Consider the following 19,423-nt stretch of genomic DNA (forward strand, 5'->3'; position numbering starts at 1 on the left):
TTTATAAACCCCTTTTCAGGCTGAATGTGTGTGAAAGTAAAAAGCGGTAAATTTTCACCTGCTGTTCGATTGAAAAGTTACACTGCTTGACTTATATATTTCCCTGTCAGGGTGGGTAAATGAATTGCCCCTTTTATTCAGCAGCGAGGAGAGTGAATGCCTTTACATGAAAAAACACGTCACAAAGAGTTTTCACTGATACTTCCCCTTATTGCCCTGGGTGTACTCTATTTTTTTGGTGCACAAACCTCACTCCCGCTCGTCGTCGGCATTAATTCACTGGCGCTGGTTGCTATTCTCAGCAGCGCGTTCAGCGTGGTGCGTCATGCGGATGTGCTGGCTCACCGCCTGGGCGAACCCTATGGTTCCCTGATCCTCAGCCTGTCTGTCGTGATTCTGGAAGTCAGCCTGATTTCGGCACTGATGGCCACCGGCGATGCGGCACCTGCGCTGATGCGCGATACGCTCTACTCGATCATTATGATCGTGACCGGCGGGCTGGTGGGCTTTGCCTTACTGCTGGGCGGCAGAAAGTTTGCGACGCAATACGTGAATCTGGCCGGGGTAAAGCAATACCTGATCGCTATTTTTCCGTTAGCCATCCTGGTGCTGGTGTTTCCGAATGCCTTGCCGGGCGGAAATTTCACCGCTGCGCAAAGTTTACTGATTGCCGCTATTTCTGCCGCGATGTATGGCGTTTTCCTGTTGATTCAGACCAAAACGCATCAGAGCCTGTTTGTCTATGAGCACGAAGATGACAGTGATGATGGCGATCCTCACCACGGTAAACCTTCTGCGCACAGTAGCCTCTGGCACGCCATCTGGCTGATCGTGCATCTGATTGCGGTGATTGCCGTCACCAAGATGAATGCTAACCCGCTGGAGCATCTGCTGACCGACCTCAACGCACCGAAGCAGTTCACCGGCTTCCTGGTGGCGTTACTGATCCTCTCACCGGAAGGTCTGGGTGCCATCCGGGCCGTCCTGATGAACCAGGTACAGCGCGCGATGAACCTGTTCTTTGGCTCAGTGCTGGCCACGATTTCGCTGACCGTACCGGCGGTCTCTATTATTGCGACGCTGACAGGCCAGGAATTGATATTCGGCCTGGAACCGCCGCAGATGGTCATTATGATTGCCTCTCTGATCCTGTGTCAGATTAGCTTCTCAACCGGCAGAACGAATGTGCTGAATGGTGCCGCGCACCTGGCCTTATTTGTCGGCTATCTGATGACCATCATGCTGTAATCTCACAAACCTGAGACGAAAAAAAAGAGCGAGAATTCGCTCTTTTTTCGTCTGCACTGCGGCTTATTTGCTGGTGTCCAGTGCCGGGAAGCTTTTCACCAGATCGTCAATCGCCTTCATCTGCACCAGGAACGGTTCCAGTTTATCCAGCGGTAACGCCGACGGACCGTCGCATTTGGCGTTGTCCGGCTCCGGATGGGCTTCAATAAACAGGCCCGCAATGCCCACCGCCATACCGGCACGCGCCAGTTCGGCCACCTGAGCACGGCGTCCGCCTGAGGCGGCACCGAACGGATCGCGGGTTTGCAGCGCGTGCGTCACGTCGAAAATCACCGGCGAATTATTCGTCACCTTCTTCATGACGTTGAAACCCAGCATATCCACTACCAGGTTGTCGTAGCCAAAGTTACTGCCGCGGTCGCAAAGAATAACCTTGTCGTTTCCGCCTTCGGCAAACTTGTCCACGATGTTGCCCATCTGACCGGGGCTGACAAACTGGGGCTTCTTGACGTTAATCACCGCGCCCGTTTTCGCCATCGCCTCAACCAGATCGGTCTGACGCGCCAGGAAGGCCGGCAGCTGAATCACGTCAACAACATCCGCCACAGGCTGAGCCTGCGCCGCTTCGTGCACATCGGTGATGATTTTCACGCCAAAGGCCTGCTTCAGCGCCTGGAAAATCTTCATGCCCTCTTCCAGGCCGGGGCCACGGTAAGAGTGGATGGAGGAGCGGTTGGCTTTGTCAAAAGACGCTTTGAAAACGTAAGGAATGCCGAGTTTGTCGGTCACGTTTACATAGTGCTCGCAGATGCGCATCGCGAGGTCGTAGGATTCCAGCACGTTCATGCCGCCAAAGAGAACAAATGGCAGATCGTTTGCGACCCTGATATCACCAATACTGACAACTTTCTGTGTCATGCCCTTTCCTTATCTGGGGTGACGCTTAATGCAGCGTCACGCGTTTTTGTTCGATTGCGTGAATCTGGACTTTAATCATTTCGCTGACCGGATCCTCAGGACACTGTTCAACGAAGTAGGTTAAGTCCGTTAACGCGATATGATCGCACTCAAGCTGTGCATAGATTAATCCCCGATCGCGAATTTCATAGGGATCGTCCGGGTCAATGCGCAACAACACCTGGCTGACGTTCAGGGCCAGCTCCATCTGCTTCTCTTCCATCAGCGCCGCTTTCAGCGTATCCAGCATTTTGCGCATTACGCTGACGGTTTTGGCTTCATCGAGATCGTCATCATACAGACGCGCCAGCGGGCTGATATTGCCTTTCAGCCATACTTCGAGCGTGTGCGTATCCAGGGTTTCCCCGTTGAAGGGATTAATCAGCCACTTGTCGCCATCCAGCCAGTCGGCGCGCAGAATCAACTGCGTCGGGAAAATCACCGGCATCAGGGGCAGTTCCAGTTCCGCCGCAATATGCAGCAGAATCACGCCCAGTGACACGGCGGTTCCCTGACGGGTTTTCAGCACTTTATCCAGCCAGAGTGCATCAGACAGATTATACACGCCGCTGGCACCGCCAAATTTCCACTGCTTGTAAAACAGCTCCAGCAGCTTTTCGAGCTTTAAATCCGCATCCTGTTGGTCGCTGACGTAATCCCGGGCTTCAGCCACTAACGCCGCTAACTGTTGTTCGACCGACAGGGTCGGAAAATCGGTGCGAATGGCTTTGGTTGCACCCATCACCGCCTCACAGAGCGGTGTTTCACTGTAATCGAGTTGTTCGGTGGAGCTCATACTATCCCCAATAACGGCATTTTACTCAGTGCCAGCTTAATGATCGTCACCAGCGCGATTAAGGCGACCACAAAGGCCATCCAGCGGGTGCGATCAGAACGAGGGCGGCGGCTCAGCGCCACGGACCCAAGGGCAATATAGATAATAACGCCTAATAGCTTCTCCGTCAGCCAGCTTCCCTGAGGTGAAAACGGATAGAAGTGGGTCAGCATTACCAGCGCTGCGCCGCTCAGCAGCAGCAACGTGTCGTTGACATGTGGAAGAATACGGACCCAGCGGCGTTGCAGTATGGCTGCGCCAACGCGCTGCCAGTAGAAGCGCAGCAGAAACAGCGAAACCGTGATCGCCACGGTTAGCAGATGCAGGTTTTTTAGCAGTGGGTAATAAGTAAACATCATTCATCCCTGTGATTTTACGTTGCGGCACTATACCGGTATCGGCGCGGTCTGCCCAAATGTGACCCGGGGATTGCCACCGTAATCCTTCACCGTGTCCACCGCCTGATAGTGGTGCTGGCACATCAGTTGACGCACCGCCTCATCCTGCTGCCAGCCATGTTCCAGGAGCAGCCAGCCACCCGGCTGTAACCAGGCGGGTGACTGTGCGATCAGCCACCGGAGATCGGCCATGCCCGCCTCATCTGCCACCAATGCGCTGCGCGGTTCAAAACGCACATCGCCCTCCTCCAGATGGTGATCGCTGGCATCAATGTAAGGCGGATTACTCACGATAAGATCAAATCGGGTCGGGGTGAGCTGTGCAAACCAGTGGCTGTGCACAAACGTCGCGTTAGCTATCGCCAGATGCGCAGCGTTATCCTGCGCCAGCGCAACGGCAGCAGGGACACGATCAACGCCGATCACGGTGCAATCGGGCCGTTCGCTGGCAATCGCCAGGGCAATGGCGCCGGTGCCCGTGCCGAGATCCAGCACGCGCGCAGGTGCGGCAGGCAATCGGGCCAGCGCCTGTTCAACCAGGATCTCGGTATCCGGCCGCGGGATAAGTGTGGCGTCGCTAACCCTCAGCGGGAGCGACCAGAATTCGCGCTCGCCAACTAAATGGGCGATCGGTTCTCCCCGGGCGCGCCGTGCCAGCAACGCCGTCAACTGTTGTAACTGCGCGTCACTGAGCAGGGTTTCATCAAAAGCCACCAGCCAGCTGCGGGGTTTGCCTGTGACATAACCCAGCAGGATTTCCGCATCACGCTTCGGGCTGTCGCCCCCACACAGCGTGGCAACCGCCTGTTTGAGCCAGTGGCGAATATCCATTAATCCTGACCGGCCAGCGCCGCCAGTTGGTCAGCCTGGTATTCCTGAACGATGGGTTCGATCAGGCTGTCCAGTTTACCTTCCATGGTTTCATCCAGACGATAAAGCGTCAGGTTGATGCGGTGGTCGGTCACACGGCCCTGCGGGAAGTTATAGGTGCGGATACGATCGGAACGGTCACCGCTGCCCAGCAGGTTACGGCGGGTGCTGGCTTCAGCTTCGTGACGTTTTGCCATTTCGGCCGCATGGATACGCGCGCCCAACACCGATAAGGCTTTTGCCTTGTTCTTGTGCTGAGAGCGTTCATCCTGACATTCCACCACAATACCGGTCGGCAAGTGGGTAATACGGATCGCGGAGTCGGTGGTGTTAACGTGCTGCCCACCGGCACCGGAGGAGCGGAAAGTATCGATTTTTAAATCTGACGGGTTGATCTCGGGCAGCTCCGCTTCCGGCAGTTCAGGCATCACCGCCACCGTACAGGCAGAGGTATGAATACGGCCCTGGGATTCCGTCTCGGGTACGCGTTGTACGCGATGGCCGCCGGATTCAAATTTCAGTCGGCCATAGGCACCGTCACCCATAATACGGGCAATCACCTCTTTATAGCCACCGTGCTCACCGTCGTTAGCGCTGACGATTTCCACCCGCCAGCGACGTGACTCGGCGTAACGGCTGTACATACGGAACAGGTCACCCGCAAAAATGGCCGCTTCGTCGCCGCCGGTACCGGCACGGACTTCGACAAAACAGTCGCGCTCATCGTCCGGATCTTTCGGCAGCAGTAACAGCTGCAACTGTTGCTCCAGCGCGTCGGTTTTCTCACGCGCCGCCTGCAGCTCTTCCTGCGCCATATCGCGCATTTCAGGATCGTCGAGTAACATTTTAGCCGTCTCGATATCATCCTGGTTCTGCTGCCAGTCGCGGAAGCAGCGCGTGACATCGGTCAACTGAGCATATTCACGCGACAAAGCACGAAAGCGTTCCTGATCGGCAATGACGCCTGCATCGCCCAGCATTGCTTCCACTTCTTCGTGGCGCTCCTGCAGCGCTTCCAGTTTCGCAACAATAGAGGTTTTCATTTAACTGTGGGATTCCCGTAACAGAAGACGACAGCAGTGTGCCTAATCGAGACCCAGGCTGTCGCGTAAAATCTGCAGGCGTTCGCTGTCGCCGTCGCGCGCGGCCTGCTGAAGAGATTTGGTCGGTGCATGAATCAAACGGTTGGTCAGCTTGTGGGCCAGTTCCTGCATCACTTTTTGCGGATCGGCACCCTGCTGCAGCGCCTGCAGCGCACGGCCTTCCAGTTCAGCGCGGATATCATCCGCCTGAGCACGGTATTCACGAATAGAGTTGACCGCGCCCTGGGAACGCAGCCAGGCCATGAAATCGCTGCATTCCTGCACCACGATACTTTCGGCCTGCACCGCAGCGGCTTTGCGCTGGGCAAGGTTCTGCTCAATGATGGCCTGCAGATCGTCAACGCTGTAGAGATAGGCATTCGCTAACTTGCCCACTTCCGGCTCTACGTCGCGCGGCACCGCAATATCCACCAGCAGCATTGGCTGGTTACGGCGCGCTTTGAGCGCCCGTTCCATCATGCCTTTACCAATGATGGGCAAGGGACTGGAGGTGGAAGTAATGACGATGTCGGCATCGGCCAGGCGCGCGTCGATGTCCGCAAGGCCAATCACTTCCGCGCCCACTTCTTTCGCCAGCGCGTCCGCGCGTTCGCGGGTACGGTTGGCAATAATCAGTTTTTTGACCTGATGTTCGCTCAGATGACGCGCCACCAGCTCGATGGTTTCCCCCGCGCCAACCAGTAACACGTTGACGGTGGAGAGGGACTCAAAGATCTGCCGCGCCAGCGTACAGGCGGCAAAGGCAACGGAAACGGCGTTCGCGCCAATCTCCGTTTCCGTACGCACGCGCTTGGCAACCGAGAAGGTTTTCTGGAACATACGTTCCAGTTCACTGCTCAGTGCATGACCGCGCTGCGAATCGGCAAAGGCTTTTTTCACCTGACCTAAAATCTGCGGCTCGCCCAGCACCAGCGAATCCAGCCCGCTGGCGACGCGCATAAGATGACTGACGGCCTCATTGTCCTGATGCCAGTAGAGGCTGTTACGTACATCCTCTTCATCAAGCTGGTGATAGTCACACAGCCAGCGCACCAGACGTTCCTGCAGATCGACCTGTTGCTCTACACTCAGGTAGAGTTCGGTTCGGTTACAGGTGGAGAGCACGACGCCACTCTGCACCATGGGCTGGGATAACAGGCTGTCTAAGGCCTGTTCCAGCGACTCCGGCCCGAACGCAACGCGTTCGCGCAGAGCAATGGGTGCAGTTTTGTGATTGATTCCGAGAGCGAGCAGCGTCATGGCGATTTAGGTTGGGTTGTCCCAATAATGTCAGGGTTTTGTGAAGCGCATTCTACAAGATGCAGCAGATCAAGAAAAGCCATACAAAGGCTATGACTGTAATAAGATTAAGCCGATCATAGCGATTTTGCCGTATAACAGCATTGACGGTTAAAATGCGGATGGTTAGCGTTACCTGTTACCAATGAAAAATGAGTCCGAGGAGATGACCACTTGATGCTTACTTCCCCACGCAATCTGTTGCGCCTTTTACCCCTGGCCGGTGCTGTTCTGTTGGCTGCCTGTAGCATCAATAAACCACAAGGTCCCGGCCCGAGCGCCACTGCACCCCAATGGCAACATCATCAGCAAGCGGTCAGTAAAGTGACGCAGTACCAGACGCGCGGCGCGTTCGCCTATCTGTCGGACAAACAAAAAGTCTATGCCCGCTTCAACTGGCAGCAGACCGCACCTGACCGTTATCGTCTGCTGTTAACCAACCCGTTAGGCAGCACAGAACTGCAGCTGGATGCGCAGGGTTCTGTGGTGCAGATCGTGGATAGCCAGGGCAAACGCTATGTCAGCAACAATGCGCAGAAGATGATCTCGCAGCTGACCGGCATGGATATTCCGCTGACCAACCTGCGCCAGTGGATGATGGGCCTGCCGGGCGATGCGACCGACTACCAGCTTAACGATCAGTATCAGTTGCGCAGCCTGAACTATCAGCATGATGGCCAGACCTGGCAGGTGACCATCGCCGGCTACGACAGCAACGTCACCCCTGCGCTGCCCGCCAGCCTGGAGCTGAAAGAAGGCGATCAGCGCATCAAGTTACGTATGGATAGCTGGACGCTGAAATGATCACCACCTGGCCTGCTCCGGCAAAACTGAACCTTTTTTTGTACATCACCGGGCGCCGGGCGGACGGTTACCATAACCTGCAAACCCTGTTTCAGTTTCTGGATTATGGCGACAGTCTGGAGATTGTTCCCGATCAGAGCGATGCCATCACCCTCCTCACGCCCGTGTCCGGCGTGCCGGATGCTGAAAACCTGATCGTGCGTGCCGCCGACATGCTTAAGGCGGCTGCCCGCGAGAAGGGAACGCTACCGGCACAGGCGGGTGCGCGGATCGCCATTGAAAAGCGTTTGCCAATGGGCGGTGGACTGGGTGGCGGTTCTTCTGACGCCGCCACGGTTCTGGTGGCGCTTAATCATCTCTGGCAAACCGGTTTTTCGCCGACGGAACTGGCACAGATGGGCGTGAAACTGGGTGCGGATGTCCCGGTGTTCGTTAAAGGGCACGCCGCCTTCGCCGAAGGGGTCGGCGAGGTGCTTTCTCCCGCATCGCCTGCCGAAAAATGGTATCTTGTTGCCCATCCCGGCGTCAGCGTGGCCACGCCGGTGGTCTTTAACGATCCGGCACTTCCCCGTGACACGCCCGTGCGCACTTTATCAGCACTTTTACAGGCCCCCTTTCTTAACGATTGCGAATCAGTAGTAAGAAAACGTTTTCGTGAGGTTGATGAGCTTGTTTCATGGCTGCTAGAATACGCGCCGTCGCGCCTGACAGGGACAGGTGCTTGTGTGTTTGCTGAATTTGACACCGAGTACGCTGCTCGCCAGGTGCTGGAACTTGCCCCGTCATGGGTGCGCGGTTTTGTAGCCCGAGGCGTTAACGTCTCGCCGTTACAGCGCACTCTGCAAGGCGATTAGCGATAGCGTGACTGTGTCACCCTGTTCCAGATACAGCACGTTTCGCACTCACATACCCGTGTGAACGATCACGACAGTATTCGCCGGTTACTGTCATGACGTTCATTCTCTGGACGCAAAGCCTGAGGTTCTTCTCGTGCCTGATATGAAGCTTTTTGCTGGTAACGCCACCCCGGAACTAGCACAACGTATTGCCAACCGCCTTTACACCAGCCTGGGCGACGCCGCTGTCGGTCGTTTCAGTGATGGCGAAGTAAGCGTACAAATTAATGAAAATGTACGCGGTGGTGATATTTTCATCATCCAGTCCACCTGTGCTCCCACCAATGATAATTTGATGGAACTGGTCGTGATGGTCGACGCGCTGCGTCGTGCTTCAGCTGGTCGTATTACCGCTGTTATCCCCTACTTTGGTTATGCCCGTCAGGACCGCCGCGTGCGTTCTGCGCGTGTGCCTATTACCGCCAAAGTCGTGGCTGACTTTCTTTCCAGCGTCGGCGTTGACCGTGTTTTAACGGTTGACCTGCACGCTGAGCAGATCCAGGGCTTCTTCGACGTCCCGGTTGATAACGTCTTCGGCAGTCCCATTCTGCTGGAGGATATGTTACAGATTGGCCTGGAAAACCCGATTGTTGTTTCGCCTGACATTGGCGGCGTGGTTCGTGCCCGTGCTATTGCGAAACTGCTGAACGACACCGATATGGCCATCATTGACAAACGTCGCCCGCGTGCGAACGTTTCTCAGGTCATGCATATCATTGGTGACGTAGCGGGCCGTGACTGTGTGCTGGTCGATGACATGATCGACACCGGCGGCACACTGTGCAAAGCCGCGGAAGCGCTGAAAGAGCGCGGTGCCAAGCGCGTGTTCGCGTACGCGACGCACCCTATCTTCTCCGGTAACGCGGTGGAAAACTTACGTAAATCTGTCATCGATCAGGTTATCGTGTGTGACACCATTCCGTTATCCGAAGAGATGAAGTCGCTGCCAAACGTCCGTACCCTGACGCTGTCAGGCATGCTGGCCGAAGCCATTCGCCGCATCAGTAACGAAGAGTCCATTTCGGCAATGTTCGAACACTAATCTTCGCAGGCCGGACACGCTGTCCGGCCTTTTCTTTTGTCTGTACCTCTCCCCTTCCGACAAAGCTGCTTGATTCACAGAAATTTTCGTTATGAGTCACCGCCGTTATTGTCACGCTTACTACGAAAAACTCTTTCGCTGAAATTATCTTATCTGCTCTTTTGCCATTCTGCGTTGAGTGGTACTTTGCCCGCACTTTTTATTGCGATCGTTTTCCACTATGAACCTCGACGTCTATACGTTATTTATTTGCGAACTCTACGTACTGGGGTTTATGAGTCTGATCCTGGCATTTGCCTGGGTCGGTTCGCATTACGATCGCACGCTGGGCTATGTTTGCGTGGCCATTTTACTGACGCTGGTCGCCTTTATTCTCAGTAGCCTGCGCAGCCAGGGCTATCAGTTTTTACCGGTGGCCATGAGCAACGTGTTGCTTATGCTGGCTTACGGGGGATTGTTCAGCGCGTTTCGCACCTTTTGCGGTAAGCAGCCGGGGATGAGTGGTCTGGTCGGGGCGCTGATCTGGTCACTGCTCTGCCTGATTCCGGGATTTTATTACAGCTTATCGCTGCGCGTACTGGTGCTCTGCCTGCTCTGCATCGGGTATACCGGAGCGCTTATCTATTTTCTCTGGCTGGCGCGGCGCAATATGGATGCAACGTTCTGGCCTGCCCAGCTCCTGCTCTGGATTCACCTGATATTCCATGTGGCCCGCATATTTCTGGATAATTCCCGCCCGGTTGGCGTTCAGGGCGCGATAAGCGGCTCGAATTTCTCCGTTTATGTGATTATGGAATCCATGCTGTTTGTCATTGGGTTTACCGTGACGATTCTGGCGATGGTCAATGAGCGGACGCGCAATGCGCTGAAAGCGGCTTCACTGCACGATCCTCTGACCAATATCTGGAACCGTCGTGCGCTGTTTACCGGGGCCGAGGTGATGATTAAAGCCTGTCAGAAGCAGAATAAAGCGCTGACGGTGGTGTTATTCGATCTGGACCATTTTAAAGGCATTAATGACCGCTACGGGCATCATCAGGGCGACCAGGTTCTGATTGATTTCAGTCACCGTGTGTCCGGCATGCTGCCTGAAGGGGCGCGCTTTGCGCGACTGGGCGGCGAAGAATTTGCCGCCCTTCTGCCGATGATGTCAGCACAGGCTAACGTCTGGTGCGAGCAGGTGCGCCAGGCGATCCACCTTTCCCGACCGGGGCAGATTCCCTATTCCGTCAGCATTGGCTTCTCTACCGCCGACAATCGCCACATTGATTTTGGCGAACTGATGGCGCTGGCTGACAAAGCGCTCTATCAGGCAAAAGCCAAAGGCAGAAACCGAACCCAATCCTGCCTGACGTTGCCGGGAACGTGATTATGACGAGTGGTGGCTGCGGCGGCAGCGTTTATCGCCATAATGCCGCTCCCAGTAATAGCGATCTTCGACTTTCTCACGACCGCTAATACAGGCACCAGCCAGCCATAACAGTGCGCCAAAGAAAATCCCAAACATCGCCCCCTGCGCCAGTATCTGCGGCAGATTTAAAGAGGGAAGTTGGTTAATAATCGAAAAACCAACGCCGAGTACCATGGTCACTAAGCCCAGTGCCATTAAGGCATTTCCTGCCATACGTGAGTGATGACGTTTCATCTTTCACCTCCTGACGGTGCGGTCCGATGAGCGCACACAATGTTAACCTGTCAGTAGTTTAGGCAATGACAGCAGGCTAATTTGTGCACTTCGTCACACTCAGAGCAGGATAAGTGTGACCAAAGCATAATTACAGCTTATTGATTTAGATGAAAAACAATTAATCACCGACACTAATAATTCGTGGCTCACACTTTGTGATCCGCAGCCTGGCACAGTAAACTACTGCCCTTTGGTGATAACAGCAGGATATTCCTTGTGAGCAGCATTAAACTGATTGTCGGCCTGGCGAATCCCGGTGCGGAATATGCCGCCACGCGCCATAACGCGGGTGCGTGGTATCTGGATTTGCTGGCTGAGCGGCACAATCAGTCGTTAAAAGAAGAAGCCAAATTTTTCGGTTATACGGCGCGACTGGCGCTGGCGGGCGAAGATGTCCGACTGCTGGTGCCCACCACCTTTATGAACCTCAGCGGCAAAGCGGTCGCGGCGATGGCGACCTTCTACCGTATTGCGCCCGAAGAAATTTTAGTGGCGCACGATGAACTCGATCTGCCACCGGGCATTGCGAAATTCAAACAAGGCGGCGGTCACGGCGGTCATAACGGCCTGAAAGACATCATCAGCAAGCTGGGCAATAATAATAACTTTCATCGTCTGCGCATCGGCATCGGCCATCCCGGTGACCGCAACAAAGTGACCGGATTTGTGTTAGGCAAACCGCCCGCCAGCGAGCAAAAGCTGATCGATGACGCCATTGATGAAGCAGCGCGCTGCACCGAACTGTGGCTGAAGGAAGATCGCATTAAGGCAATGAACCGCCTGCATGCCTTTAAGCCTGTCTAATCGCCCCGATTGTCGCGAATCTGTGTATAATGCGCGAAAATTATCTTACGTTTCCGGCGGCGCCTGCGTTCAGGCGTTGCCCATCCAGCTATAAAGGGTATTAAACCATGGGATTCAAATGCGGTATCGTGGGCCTGCCAAATGTCGGTAAATCCACTCTGTTTAACGCGCTGACAAAAGCGGGTATTGAAGCGGCGAACTTCCCCTTCTGCACCATTGAACCCAACACGGGCGTTGTACCTATGCCTGACCTGCGTCTGGATCAGCTGTCCGAGATCGTCAAGCCACAGCGCGTGGTTCCGACTACCATGGAATTCGTCGATATCGCCGGTCTGGTAAAAGGTGCATCAAAAGGTGAAGGCCTGGGCAACCAGTTCCTGACCAATATCCGTGAAACCGAAGCGATCGGCCACGTGGTTCGCTGCTTTGAAAACGACAATATTATCCACGTGAATAATAAAGTCGATCCGGCTGATGATATCGAAACCATCAACACCGAGCTGGCGCTGGCGGATCTGGACACCTGTGAACGTGCACTGCAGCGCGTGCAGAAAAAAGCCAAAGGCGGCGATAAAGACGCGAAAGCGGAACAGGCGGCGCTGGAGAAATGTCTGCCTCATCTGGAAAACGCGGGCATGCTGCGCGCGCTGGATCTGACCGATGAGGACAAAGCCGCTCTGCGCTATCTGAGCTTCCTGACGCTCAAGCCCACGATGTACATTGCTAACGTCAACGAAGATGGCTTTGAAAACAACCCGTACCTGGATAAAGTGCGCGAAATCGCCGCCAAAGAAGGTTCTGTCGTTGTGCCAGTCTGCGCCTCTGTCGAATCTGATATCGCCGAACTGGAAGACGAAGATCGTGACGAGTTTATGGCCGAGCTGGGCATCGAAGAGCCAGGCCTGAACCGCGTGATTCGTGCCGGTTACGCACTGCTGAATCTGCAGACCTATTTCACCGCCGGCGTCAAAGAAGTACGCGCATGGACTATCCCTGTTGGCGCCACCGCCCCACAGGCCGCCGGTAAAATCCACACCGACTTCGAGAAAGGCTTTATTCGCGCACAAACGATCGCGTTTGAAGACTTTATTACCTATAAGGGTGAGCAAGGCGCGAAAGAAGCGGGCAAGATGCGTTCAGAAGGCAAAGAGTACATCGTTAAAGATGGCGATGTGATGAATTTCTTGTTTAACGTCTAATCCTCACGGTGAAGTGAACTGCACGTGAGTGAACAAGGTTGTGAAAGCCACGCGAATGCGTGGCTTTTTTGTTTTAAAGCTTCACAGAACAGGTTTGAAAAAAGCCGCTAAAACATTGAGGATCAAACGCAACGTAGGCTGAATTTTCCGTCTTGAAAATAAGGCGGCAAATAAGCAACCTGACGAGGTTTGATAAATAACAACAAGAAAGCCCGGGTTCACTTTGCCATTACCTTAGTTGTTATCCCTGCTTAACAGAGACTGGCGCAGGGCCTTCCTGGTCGCGGCACCAGCAGTGACTTACCGTGACGAGGAAAGTGTCTGCAGCACTTTCAGCTCGGCGACCGCTTTCTGCATCGCATCCATACCTGCCGTTAAGGTGCGCAGATTATCCAGCTGTTTCGCCATCCCTGCCCGTTCATGACGGCTTCGATCGCTCATGGCGGCAATCGCATCGGCAGCCTGGATACTGCGGTCTGCCATGTCCGTCGCGGTTTGTACCGTGTTTGTCGCGACATCGCGGATACGCGAGATCGTGTCGACCGCATCATTAATGTTGCTAGCGGTCGCTTCAGCCTGCTCTTTCGAGGATTGCGCCAGGCGGCGAACCTCCCCTGCCACAACGGCAAATCCTCTGCCAGCTTCCCCCGCGCGTGCAGCCTCGACAGCGGCATTGAGCGCCAGAATATTGGTCTGGAAAGCGATATTGCTGATGCCGTGCGTAATAACGTTGATACCGTTAGATATCGCTTCCAGATCGTCCAGCCCGTCTCCCAGGCGCCCTTGTGCCTGCTGGCTTTCTTTGGCGAGAGTGCTGATAGCGCGAATGCTGCTTTCGGCCATCGACAACGCTTCGCTCTGGCTCTGGGTTGCCGCCTCAAGTACCGGCAGCGCCTGAACGATAGGTGCCAACTCCTGCTGATAGTTCACCACGCGAGCCAGTACGCCCGACTGGACGCGGTTTAGCGCTTCCCAGCGACGTAACGCGCGCTGCGCATAGTGCGCGGCATAGCTGGCATATTCCACCGGAAATTGCGCCATGGCGTTTACGTTATGATTGAAGAATACCAGTGCAGACAAGGTCTGATTGATCGGTACGCCCAGAATTTCACCAAAGCTGGAGAACCCGGCAGCCGGAATGCCTTTAAAGAAATGCGCATCGTGCAGCTTATCGGGATTGCCCTGTCGGCGCAGTATGCAGTCATTCATCAGGACCGCCGCCGGTTTGCCATGACGTTGCGTAAAGGCCTGCCAGTCCCGCAGCGTAGCCTGCTTAAAATCGGTTTCACGCATTAAGTAAAGCCGATCGCCAAATTCCAGATCGCAAAAAAACTGCACACTGTGGCTGTCCATCTTCGCTACAGAACGAATGAAATACGCGTCACCTACCTTCACCGCAAACGTTAAACCTTTCAGACGCTCCGTCAGTTGCTGTTCATTGCAGCCCAGATGTTCAGCCAGTGCCTGGGTGAAGGGCTGTTGCTGCCCCTGTGGGTTGAACACGGAAGTCAGGGTACGCTTAACCGGATCCGCCTCGGCAATCAGCCAGCTCTTGTTCAGTGGCTCGAAGTTCTGACTCTTAAAGGGTGAAAAGGACTTACCCGCCGCCATTTTGCAGAAAACAATAACGGCTTTCCCCTGCAGTACACGCCCGCCAGCGCCAATCCATGTCCCGTCAAAGGTGACGCGTCCACCGGCGGATCCGCCGATTGCCAGGCAGGGAAAGCGGCCCGTATTATACCAGGCCTGCATTAAAAACCCTTCCGATGCAGACAGGCCGTCACAGTAAATCATGGCAAAGGTACGGTCAGCAGAGAGCGGCATGCTCAGCCTCAACGCAGCCAGCTCATCCTGGATGGCACGAATGCGGTCCGTCGCCGTGTGGGTATCGTGAAGGTGCAGATCGACCACATGTGTTTCATGCTCTGCAATCAGGTTACGGGGTAACCAGAGCCAGCTGCCTTCCTGCCCGTCGCCTTTGCAGTACGTTGTTTGCTTGCCGCTGGCGCTGAGCGCTCCGTTAGAGGAGAGCGTAATGACGGTCAAATCTGTTGATGTAAAGCGTTGCCATGCCTGACTGACCTTATGAAAATCGGCCTCTGGCGGCACAAACGTCAGCAAAATACCCGCAGCACGACTGCTGAGGCCTGCTGCAGAGAGCGAAGTGGGTAAGCTTTCACAGTTAAAGATCCCGTTGGCGGGCTGAGATCCCCCCGCAAAACGTGAACCGGTTAAGCTTCTGGTCATTGTCTTGATGACAGACATATTGTTGTTTCCACTGTAATTAAAAGGAATGCACGTACTGGTGTCGTAAAAAAGCACACAAATGACTGAGTAATAATCAGCTTTGACGCTTCAGGCTCAGCCCCAACATTGAGCTGAGCATGCGTTATCGACACAGGAGGCAATTGCTTCAACGATTACTGCGATTATTGTTATTGATGGGTCAGTGCTGGACAGGGCGACGGTTGCGACAGGCTGGTTCTCTGCATTTTCATTGGGATGCCTGCCCGCAGTTAAGATGCGCACAGAACCGCCGCGCCCTTTCCGCCCGGACGCCTTCATGGCCAGCGCAGTGATCTGCCCTTCTGTTTTGTCATGCTAAAACCCGTCACGCCGTAAGACAGAGGGGAAGACATGACTTTTTTACTGCGATTTACCGATGCTTTGATGACGGGAGGGATATAAGAAAAACCTATGAATAATGCGTCTTAACTCGTTGACAGAATTTAATTTTTCCTGAAATTCCCATGACGTGTTTTCTTACATTTAATTGTCCTGGTTTCGATAAAGGTTGGTCTGTCTGTGCCGAAAGATCACCGTCCCCCTCTCCCTTTATCAGGATAGATTTATGAAGATCGCAACACGGCTCGGTTTGGGTTTTGGCACGTTAATCATTTTTTTCTCCCTGTGCATAGTGGTAGCCATTCATTCTTTATACCAGTCTAAAAACACCCTTGAAGCCATTGTTCAGGGTGATATGAAGAAAACAAAATTAATCACAGACCTGACACTTATTCAGCGTGATATGGCAATCACGGTAAGGAATCTGTCCTTATTTACAGATGAAAAAGGTCTTGAAGAGCAATCCGCTCGTCTTGAAAAATTAAAAGCCCGGTTTGTTGACAGCAGTTCTCAACTGGGCCAGATGATTGACCAGTCGGGCAGTAACGAGGAAAAAAAAGCGTTTGAGGCAATAGAAAAGAGTCAAAAAAATGCCCTGGACTCCTTCAGTAATACTGTTCCTCTGGCATTGGGGAAAAATAACGCAGCAACAGTGAAATTTCTTCTTGATACCGTCAGACCAGCCCAGAACCCCCTGATTGACGGACTCACCTCAATGGGCGAAGTGCTCACTCAGCGCTCTGATAATGCCGTCAGTCAGAACAGTAAGACAACGGAGCAGGCCTATATTATTTTGCTGGTTCTGCTGGGCATTGCGGTCATTTTGGGCTTGCTGACGGGAAGTTACCTGATTCGCAAGATTATGCGTGAACTCGGCGGTGAGCCGGTTACAGCGCAACGGCTCGCTTACGCTATTTCACAAGGGAATCTGACCTCAACGGTTCAACTGCGAAAAAATGATGACCGCAGCCTCATGGCGTCTCTCGACGCGATGCAAGCCAGACTGCGCGGGATCGTGTTGCAGATTAAAGACGCCTCCGCGTCCGTTGCGCTGGCGGCCGATGAAATCGACCGGGGAAATACAGAACTCTCATCACGAACCGAGCAGCAGGCTGCCGCGCTGCAGCAGACCGCCGCCAGCATGGAGCAGCTCACCAGCACGGTGAAGAGCAACACAGCCGGTGCGCAGCAGACCGCTGAATCTGCCCGGGCAACAGCAGAGACCGTTAACGCCGACAAGTCCAAGGTCAGCCACATGACCGATACCATGCACAACATCCATGAGAGCGCAGTCAAGGTCCGTGATATTACGTCCGTGATTGAAAGCATCGCTTTTCAGACCAACATCCTGGCGTTGAATGCCGCCGTGGAAGCCGCGCGTGCAGGTGAAGATGGTCGCGGATTCGCCGTCGTGGCTGGTGAGGTGCGGACACTTGCCCAGCGTAGTGCCACGGCCGCGAAAGACATCAAGCGTCTGATTGAACAGGCCGTCGCACACGTTGACAGCGGCGTAGAAATTGCCGCGCTAACCGGGCAGAGCGTCCTGAAAGTCATGAGTATGGTCAGCGACCTGGCTGAAGGGATGGACTCGATTGCCCGGGCCTCTTCTGAACAGCTGCAGGGAATTTCAGAAGTCAGCGTGGCAGTGAATCAGATGGACGGCGTCACACAGAATAACGCGGCGCTGGTCCAGGAATCGTCAATGGCCTCCCGTTCGCTGTCTGAACAGGCCCAAACATTACGACAGATTGTTGGATCGTTTAGCGTCTGAACATTCAGGTAACGCCGGCGTTCCAGGCTTCATCAGGAAGGTACAGGGGCAATCACATCCGCCTGGCGCAGGTTCACAGGCTGTGGTATCTGCGACAGATTCCGGCGCGTGTTGCGAACGGATGGCGCTTTGTATCGTGACTTATTCAGGCTGCCCTAAACGTCGCAACGGTAAAAGAGAGTGGCGCTCATGCGCCCTCTCTTCCTCGCCAGCGAAATGCGTGAGCCTGGCGCTGGTTTTCACTGCATGTCCTGACGTGCCACAACGCAGCGTTACCGGACGTTCATGTGTCTGTCGTTGACAACCCGCCTACAGATCCTGCAGGGCCTGGATAATTGACGTATTCATCTCGTGAACCGCCTCTTCACGCCGGCGATAGTATGTCCATTTACCGACCTTGCTTGCCTCAAGCAGGCCGGCATCATGCAGCGCTTTCAGACATAACGAGGTGGCGGGCTGTGAGAGGCCCGCTTTGTCCTGAATAAGACTGGCACAGACACCGTACTGATCGAAGGGATACAGCTGAGAATAGTCAGCAAAGGCTTCGTCAGGGCGTTTAAGCCATTTGAGCACCGCAACCCGTGTCGGGTTAGCCAGTAATTTAATGGCATTTTCAGGTGTCATGCCGTCTCAGAACCTCAAGCAGAATAGAAAGGGTAGTCAGTATAGCCTTTCTCACTTCCACCATACAGTGAGGCAGGGTCCGCGTTGTTCAGCGGGTAGCCCATTTTGAAACGCGCCGGTAAATCCGGGTTAGCGATAAACGTGCGCCCGAAGCCAAACAGATCGCCCCATCCCTTTTCCAGCATACGTTCGGCCTTTTCCCTGGTATAACGTCCGGAATACATGATGGGGGAACGGAAGGTTTCACGCAGCGCAATACGGAAGCTTTCGGGCATCTCCGGACTGTTGTCCCAGTCCGCTTCGGCGATAGACAGATAGCCAGTTTCAAGCTCGTTTAGCATCTGCGCAGCACGAATGTAGGTAGCATGCGGATCGCGTTCAACCAGCCCCAGATAAACGCGTTCTTCCTCTGTGCTTGAGAACAATGGCGCGAAACGTACGCCGACACGGTGACTGCCAAATACCGCACTCACCGCTTCGGTGACTTCACGCAGAAAGCGCAGGCGGTTATCAAGGGAGCCGCCATATTCATCGGTACGGAAATTGGTGTGTTCAGAAATAAACTGATTGATCAGATAACCGTTGGCGGCATGCAGCTCGACACCGTCAAAACCGGCTTTTTTCGCGTTCTCTGCTGCCGTGCGGTACATCGCCACAATCGCTTTGACTTCCGATGTGGTCAGTTCGCGCGGCATGCTGGGTTCCGTCAGCATACCGGCACCAGGTCCGGTTTCAATAAAGACCCGTACGCCGCTGGCGGCAACGGCGGAAGGAGCAACAGGCGGCTGTTTACCGGGCTGCAACGCATTGTGCGATACGCGGCCCACGTGCCAGAGCTGGCAAAAGAGCGTTCCGCCCTCTGCATGCACAGCGTCGGTGACGTTTCGCCATCCCGCAATTTGTGCGTCGCTGTGAATGCCAGGCGTCCAGGCATAGCCCTGCCCGCGCGGTTCAATTTGCGTACCTTCGGTAATCATGAAGCCCGCGCTGGCACGCTGGCGATAGTACTCCACCATCATCGTGCCGGGAATGTTGCCCGGCTGCTCGCTACGGCAACGGGTCAGGGGTGGAAGCGCAATGCGGTTACGCAACGTGAGATCACCCAGCGTCAGGGGCGTGAAAAGAGACGACATAATTAACATCCTTAAAAAGAAACAGGGTCGGCATTATATTTACACATTTAAATTTGTAAATATGTAATGTGTGCGGTTATCTCCCGTTGTCATGATGACTCTGCCAGATTGCCTTCACCGCGCCCTTCACCTAAGCGTTACCGTTATCC

18 protein-coding genes are annotated in these 19,423 nt (G+C 54.5%); 8 read left to right on the plus strand and 10 right to left on the minus strand.

Going from position 1 to position 19,423, the window contains the following annotated elements:
- Positions 1-156: 156 nt before the first annotated feature.
- Positions 157-1,248 (plus strand): sodium-potassium/proton antiporter ChaA, encoded by a 1,092-nt coding sequence (chaA, locus tag C7433_RS03280; RefSeq protein ID WP_110267601.1) that lies wholly within the window; start codon positions 157-159, stop codon positions 1,246-1,248.
- A 63-nt stretch (positions 1,249-1,311) separates the two neighbouring features.
- Here the strand turns inward: chaA and kdsA are convergent, their stop codons facing one another.
- Genes kdsA through hemA form a run of 6 tightly spaced genes read right to left on the minus strand, consistent with a single transcriptional unit; the run spans position 1,312 to position 6,650 of the window.
- Positions 1,312-2,166: a 3-deoxy-8-phosphooctulonate synthase gene (gene kdsA, locus C7433_RS03285; RefSeq protein WP_006118907.1), complete on the minus strand. Its 855-nt coding sequence runs from the start codon at positions 2,164-2,166 to the stop codon at positions 1,312-1,314.
- Between the two features lie 25 nt (positions 2,167-2,191).
- Positions 2,192-3,001, minus strand: coding sequence for an invasion regulator SirB1 (gene sirB1, locus C7433_RS03290; RefSeq protein WP_033741062.1), 810 nt, complete (start codon positions 2,999-3,001; stop codon positions 2,192-2,194).
- Positions 2,998-3,396, minus strand: coding sequence for a SirB2 family protein (locus C7433_RS03295; RefSeq protein WP_039340706.1), 399 nt, complete (start codon positions 3,394-3,396; stop codon positions 2,998-3,000). The genes sirB1 and C7433_RS03295 overlap by 4 nt, the downstream gene beginning before the upstream one ends.
- Positions 3,397-3,426: 30 nt before the next feature.
- Positions 3,427-4,269, minus strand: coding sequence for a peptide chain release factor N(5)-glutamine methyltransferase (gene prmC / locus C7433_RS03300; RefSeq protein ID WP_006118904.1), 843 nt, complete (start codon positions 4,267-4,269; stop codon positions 3,427-3,429).
- Positions 4,269-5,351, minus strand: a complete 1,083-nt coding sequence (gene prfA / locus C7433_RS03305) for a peptide chain release factor 1 (protein ID WP_006118903.1) — start codon at positions 5,349-5,351, stop codon at positions 4,269-4,271. Before prfA ends, prmC begins: the two co-directional genes overlap by 1 nt.
- Before the next feature lie 42 nt (positions 5,352-5,393).
- On the minus strand, positions 5,394-6,650 hold the full coding sequence (gene hemA / locus C7433_RS03310) for a glutamyl-tRNA reductase (RefSeq protein WP_033741057.1): 1,257 nt from the start codon (positions 6,648-6,650) through the stop codon (positions 5,394-5,396).
- A gap of 216 nt (positions 6,651-6,866) precedes the next feature.
- On the opposite strand from hemA, the gene lolB reads away from it, so the two are divergent.
- The 4 genes from lolB to C7433_RS03330 all read left to right on the plus strand — a co-directional run bounded on the left by lolB (position 6,867) and on the right by C7433_RS03330 (position 10,800).
- Entirely contained in the window at positions 6,867-7,493 is a 627-nt protein-coding gene (gene lolB, locus C7433_RS03315) for a lipoprotein insertase outer membrane protein LolB (protein WP_110267602.1), read from the plus strand.
- Positions 7,490-8,347: a 4-(cytidine 5'-diphospho)-2-C-methyl-D-erythritol kinase gene (ispE, locus tag C7433_RS03320; protein ID WP_058708725.1), complete on the plus strand. Its 858-nt coding sequence runs from the start codon at positions 7,490-7,492 to the stop codon at positions 8,345-8,347. Before lolB ends, ispE begins: the two co-directional genes overlap by 4 nt.
- Positions 8,348-8,483: 136 nt before the next feature.
- A complete protein-coding gene (prs, locus tag C7433_RS03325; protein WP_006118899.1) occupies positions 8,484-9,431 on the plus strand; it encodes a ribose-phosphate diphosphokinase in 948 nt (315 codons plus the stop codon).
- Positions 9,432-9,651: 220 nt separating this feature from the next.
- Entirely contained in the window at positions 9,652-10,800 is a 1,149-nt protein-coding gene (locus C7433_RS03330) for a GGDEF domain-containing protein (RefSeq protein WP_058701701.1), read from the plus strand.
- Here C7433_RS03330 and ychH read toward each other — a convergent pair whose 3' ends face one another.
- Complete coding sequence (gene ychH / locus C7433_RS03335; RefSeq protein ID WP_033741052.1) at positions 10,801-11,076, minus strand: stress-induced protein YchH; 276 nt, start codon at positions 11,074-11,076, stop codon at positions 10,801-10,803. It lies immediately after the preceding gene.
- A gap of 258 nt (positions 11,077-11,334) precedes the next feature.
- Between ychH and pth the strand changes: the two genes are divergently transcribed.
- Together pth and ychF are read left to right on the plus strand one after the other, a co-directional pair.
- On the plus strand, positions 11,335-11,922 hold the full coding sequence (gene pth / locus C7433_RS03340; protein ID WP_033741051.1) for an aminoacyl-tRNA hydrolase: 588 nt from the start codon (positions 11,335-11,337) through the stop codon (positions 11,920-11,922).
- Positions 11,923-12,029: 107 nt separating this feature from the next.
- Entirely contained in the window at positions 12,030-13,121 is a 1,092-nt protein-coding gene (ychF, locus tag C7433_RS03345; RefSeq protein ID WP_033741049.1) for a redox-regulated ATPase YchF, read from the plus strand.
- Between the two features lie 300 nt (positions 13,122-13,421).
- Here ychF and C7433_RS03350 read toward each other — a convergent pair whose 3' ends face one another.
- On the minus strand, positions 13,422-15,386 hold the full coding sequence (locus C7433_RS03350; RefSeq protein WP_110267603.1) for a methyl-accepting chemotaxis protein: 1,965 nt from the start codon (positions 15,384-15,386) through the stop codon (positions 13,422-13,424).
- A 586-nt stretch (positions 15,387-15,972) separates the two neighbouring features.
- On the opposite strand from C7433_RS03350, the gene C7433_RS03355 reads away from it, so the two are divergent.
- A complete protein-coding gene (locus C7433_RS03355) occupies positions 15,973-17,517 on the plus strand; it encodes a methyl-accepting chemotaxis protein (protein WP_033741048.1) in 1,545 nt (514 codons plus the stop codon).
- 309 nt (positions 17,518-17,826) lie between these two features.
- Here C7433_RS03355 and C7433_RS03360 read toward each other — a convergent pair whose 3' ends face one another.
- The gene (locus C7433_RS03360) at positions 17,827-18,141 is read right to left on the minus strand and encodes a helix-turn-helix transcriptional regulator (protein WP_006119667.1); all 315 of its coding nucleotides are present in this window, start codon (positions 18,139-18,141) and stop codon (positions 17,827-17,829) included.
- A 14-nt stretch (positions 18,142-18,155) separates the two neighbouring features.
- Positions 18,156-19,274, minus strand: a complete 1,119-nt coding sequence (locus C7433_RS03365) for an alkene reductase (RefSeq protein ID WP_054633929.1) — start codon at positions 19,272-19,274, stop codon at positions 18,156-18,158.
- Positions 19,275-19,423 lie beyond the last annotated feature (149 nt).

This window comes from Pantoea sp. PNA 03-3, from assembly GCF_003201175.1.
Lineage (GTDB): Bacteria > Pseudomonadota > Gammaproteobacteria > Enterobacterales > Enterobacteriaceae > Pantoea > Pantoea stewartii.

What these genes read in the sequence shown, in the direction of transcription:
- C7433_RS03295 (WP_039340706.1), bottom strand. Translation starts at nt 3,396, where the DNA reads ATGTTTACTTATTACCCACTGCTAAAAAACCTGCATCTGCTAACCGTG.
- prmC (WP_006118904.1), bottom strand. Translation starts at nt 4,269, where the DNA reads ATGGATATTCGCCACTGGCTCAAACAGGCGGTTGCCACGCTGTGTGGG.
- C7433_RS03330 (WP_058701701.1), top strand. Translation starts at nt 9,652, where the DNA reads ATGAACCTCGACGTCTATACGTTATTTATTTGCGAACTCTACGTACTG.
- ychF (WP_033741049.1), top strand. Translation starts at nt 12,030, where the DNA reads ATGGGATTCAAATGCGGTATCGTGGGCCTGCCAAATGTCGGTAAATCC.
- C7433_RS03355 (WP_033741048.1), top strand. Translation starts at nt 15,973, where the DNA reads ATGAAGATCGCAACACGGCTCGGTTTGGGTTTTGGCACGTTAATCATT.
- C7433_RS03360 (WP_006119667.1), bottom strand. Translation starts at nt 18,141, where the DNA reads ATGACACCTGAAAATGCCATTAAATTACTGGCTAACCCGACACGGGTT.
- chaA (WP_110267601.1), top strand. Translation starts at nt 157, where the DNA reads ATGCCTTTACATGAAAAAACACGTCACAAAGAGTTTTCACTGATACTT.
- kdsA (WP_006118907.1), bottom strand. Translation starts at nt 2,166, where the DNA reads ATGACACAGAAAGTTGTCAGTATTGGTGATATCAGGGTCGCAAACGAT.
- C7433_RS03350 (WP_110267603.1), bottom strand. Translation starts at nt 15,386, where the DNA reads ATGTCTGTCATCAAGACAATGACCAGAAGCTTAACCGGTTCACGTTTT.
- sirB1 (WP_033741062.1), bottom strand. Translation starts at nt 3,001, where the DNA reads ATGAGCTCCACCGAACAACTCGATTACAGTGAAACACCGCTCTGTGAG.
- ispE (WP_058708725.1), top strand. Translation starts at nt 7,490, where the DNA reads ATGATCACCACCTGGCCTGCTCCGGCAAAACTGAACCTTTTTTTGTAC.
- lolB (WP_110267602.1), top strand. Translation starts at nt 6,867, where the DNA reads ATGCTTACTTCCCCACGCAATCTGTTGCGCCTTTTACCCCTGGCCGGT.
- ychH (WP_033741052.1), bottom strand. Translation starts at nt 11,076, where the DNA reads ATGAAACGTCATCACTCACGTATGGCAGGAAATGCCTTAATGGCACTG.
- prfA (WP_006118903.1), bottom strand. Translation starts at nt 5,351, where the DNA reads ATGAAAACCTCTATTGTTGCGAAACTGGAAGCGCTGCAGGAGCGCCAC.
- C7433_RS03365 (WP_054633929.1), bottom strand. Translation starts at nt 19,274, where the DNA reads ATGTCGTCTCTTTTCACGCCCCTGACGCTGGGTGATCTCACGTTGCGT.
- hemA (WP_033741057.1), bottom strand. Translation starts at nt 6,650, where the DNA reads ATGACGCTGCTCGCTCTCGGAATCAATCACAAAACTGCACCCATTGCT.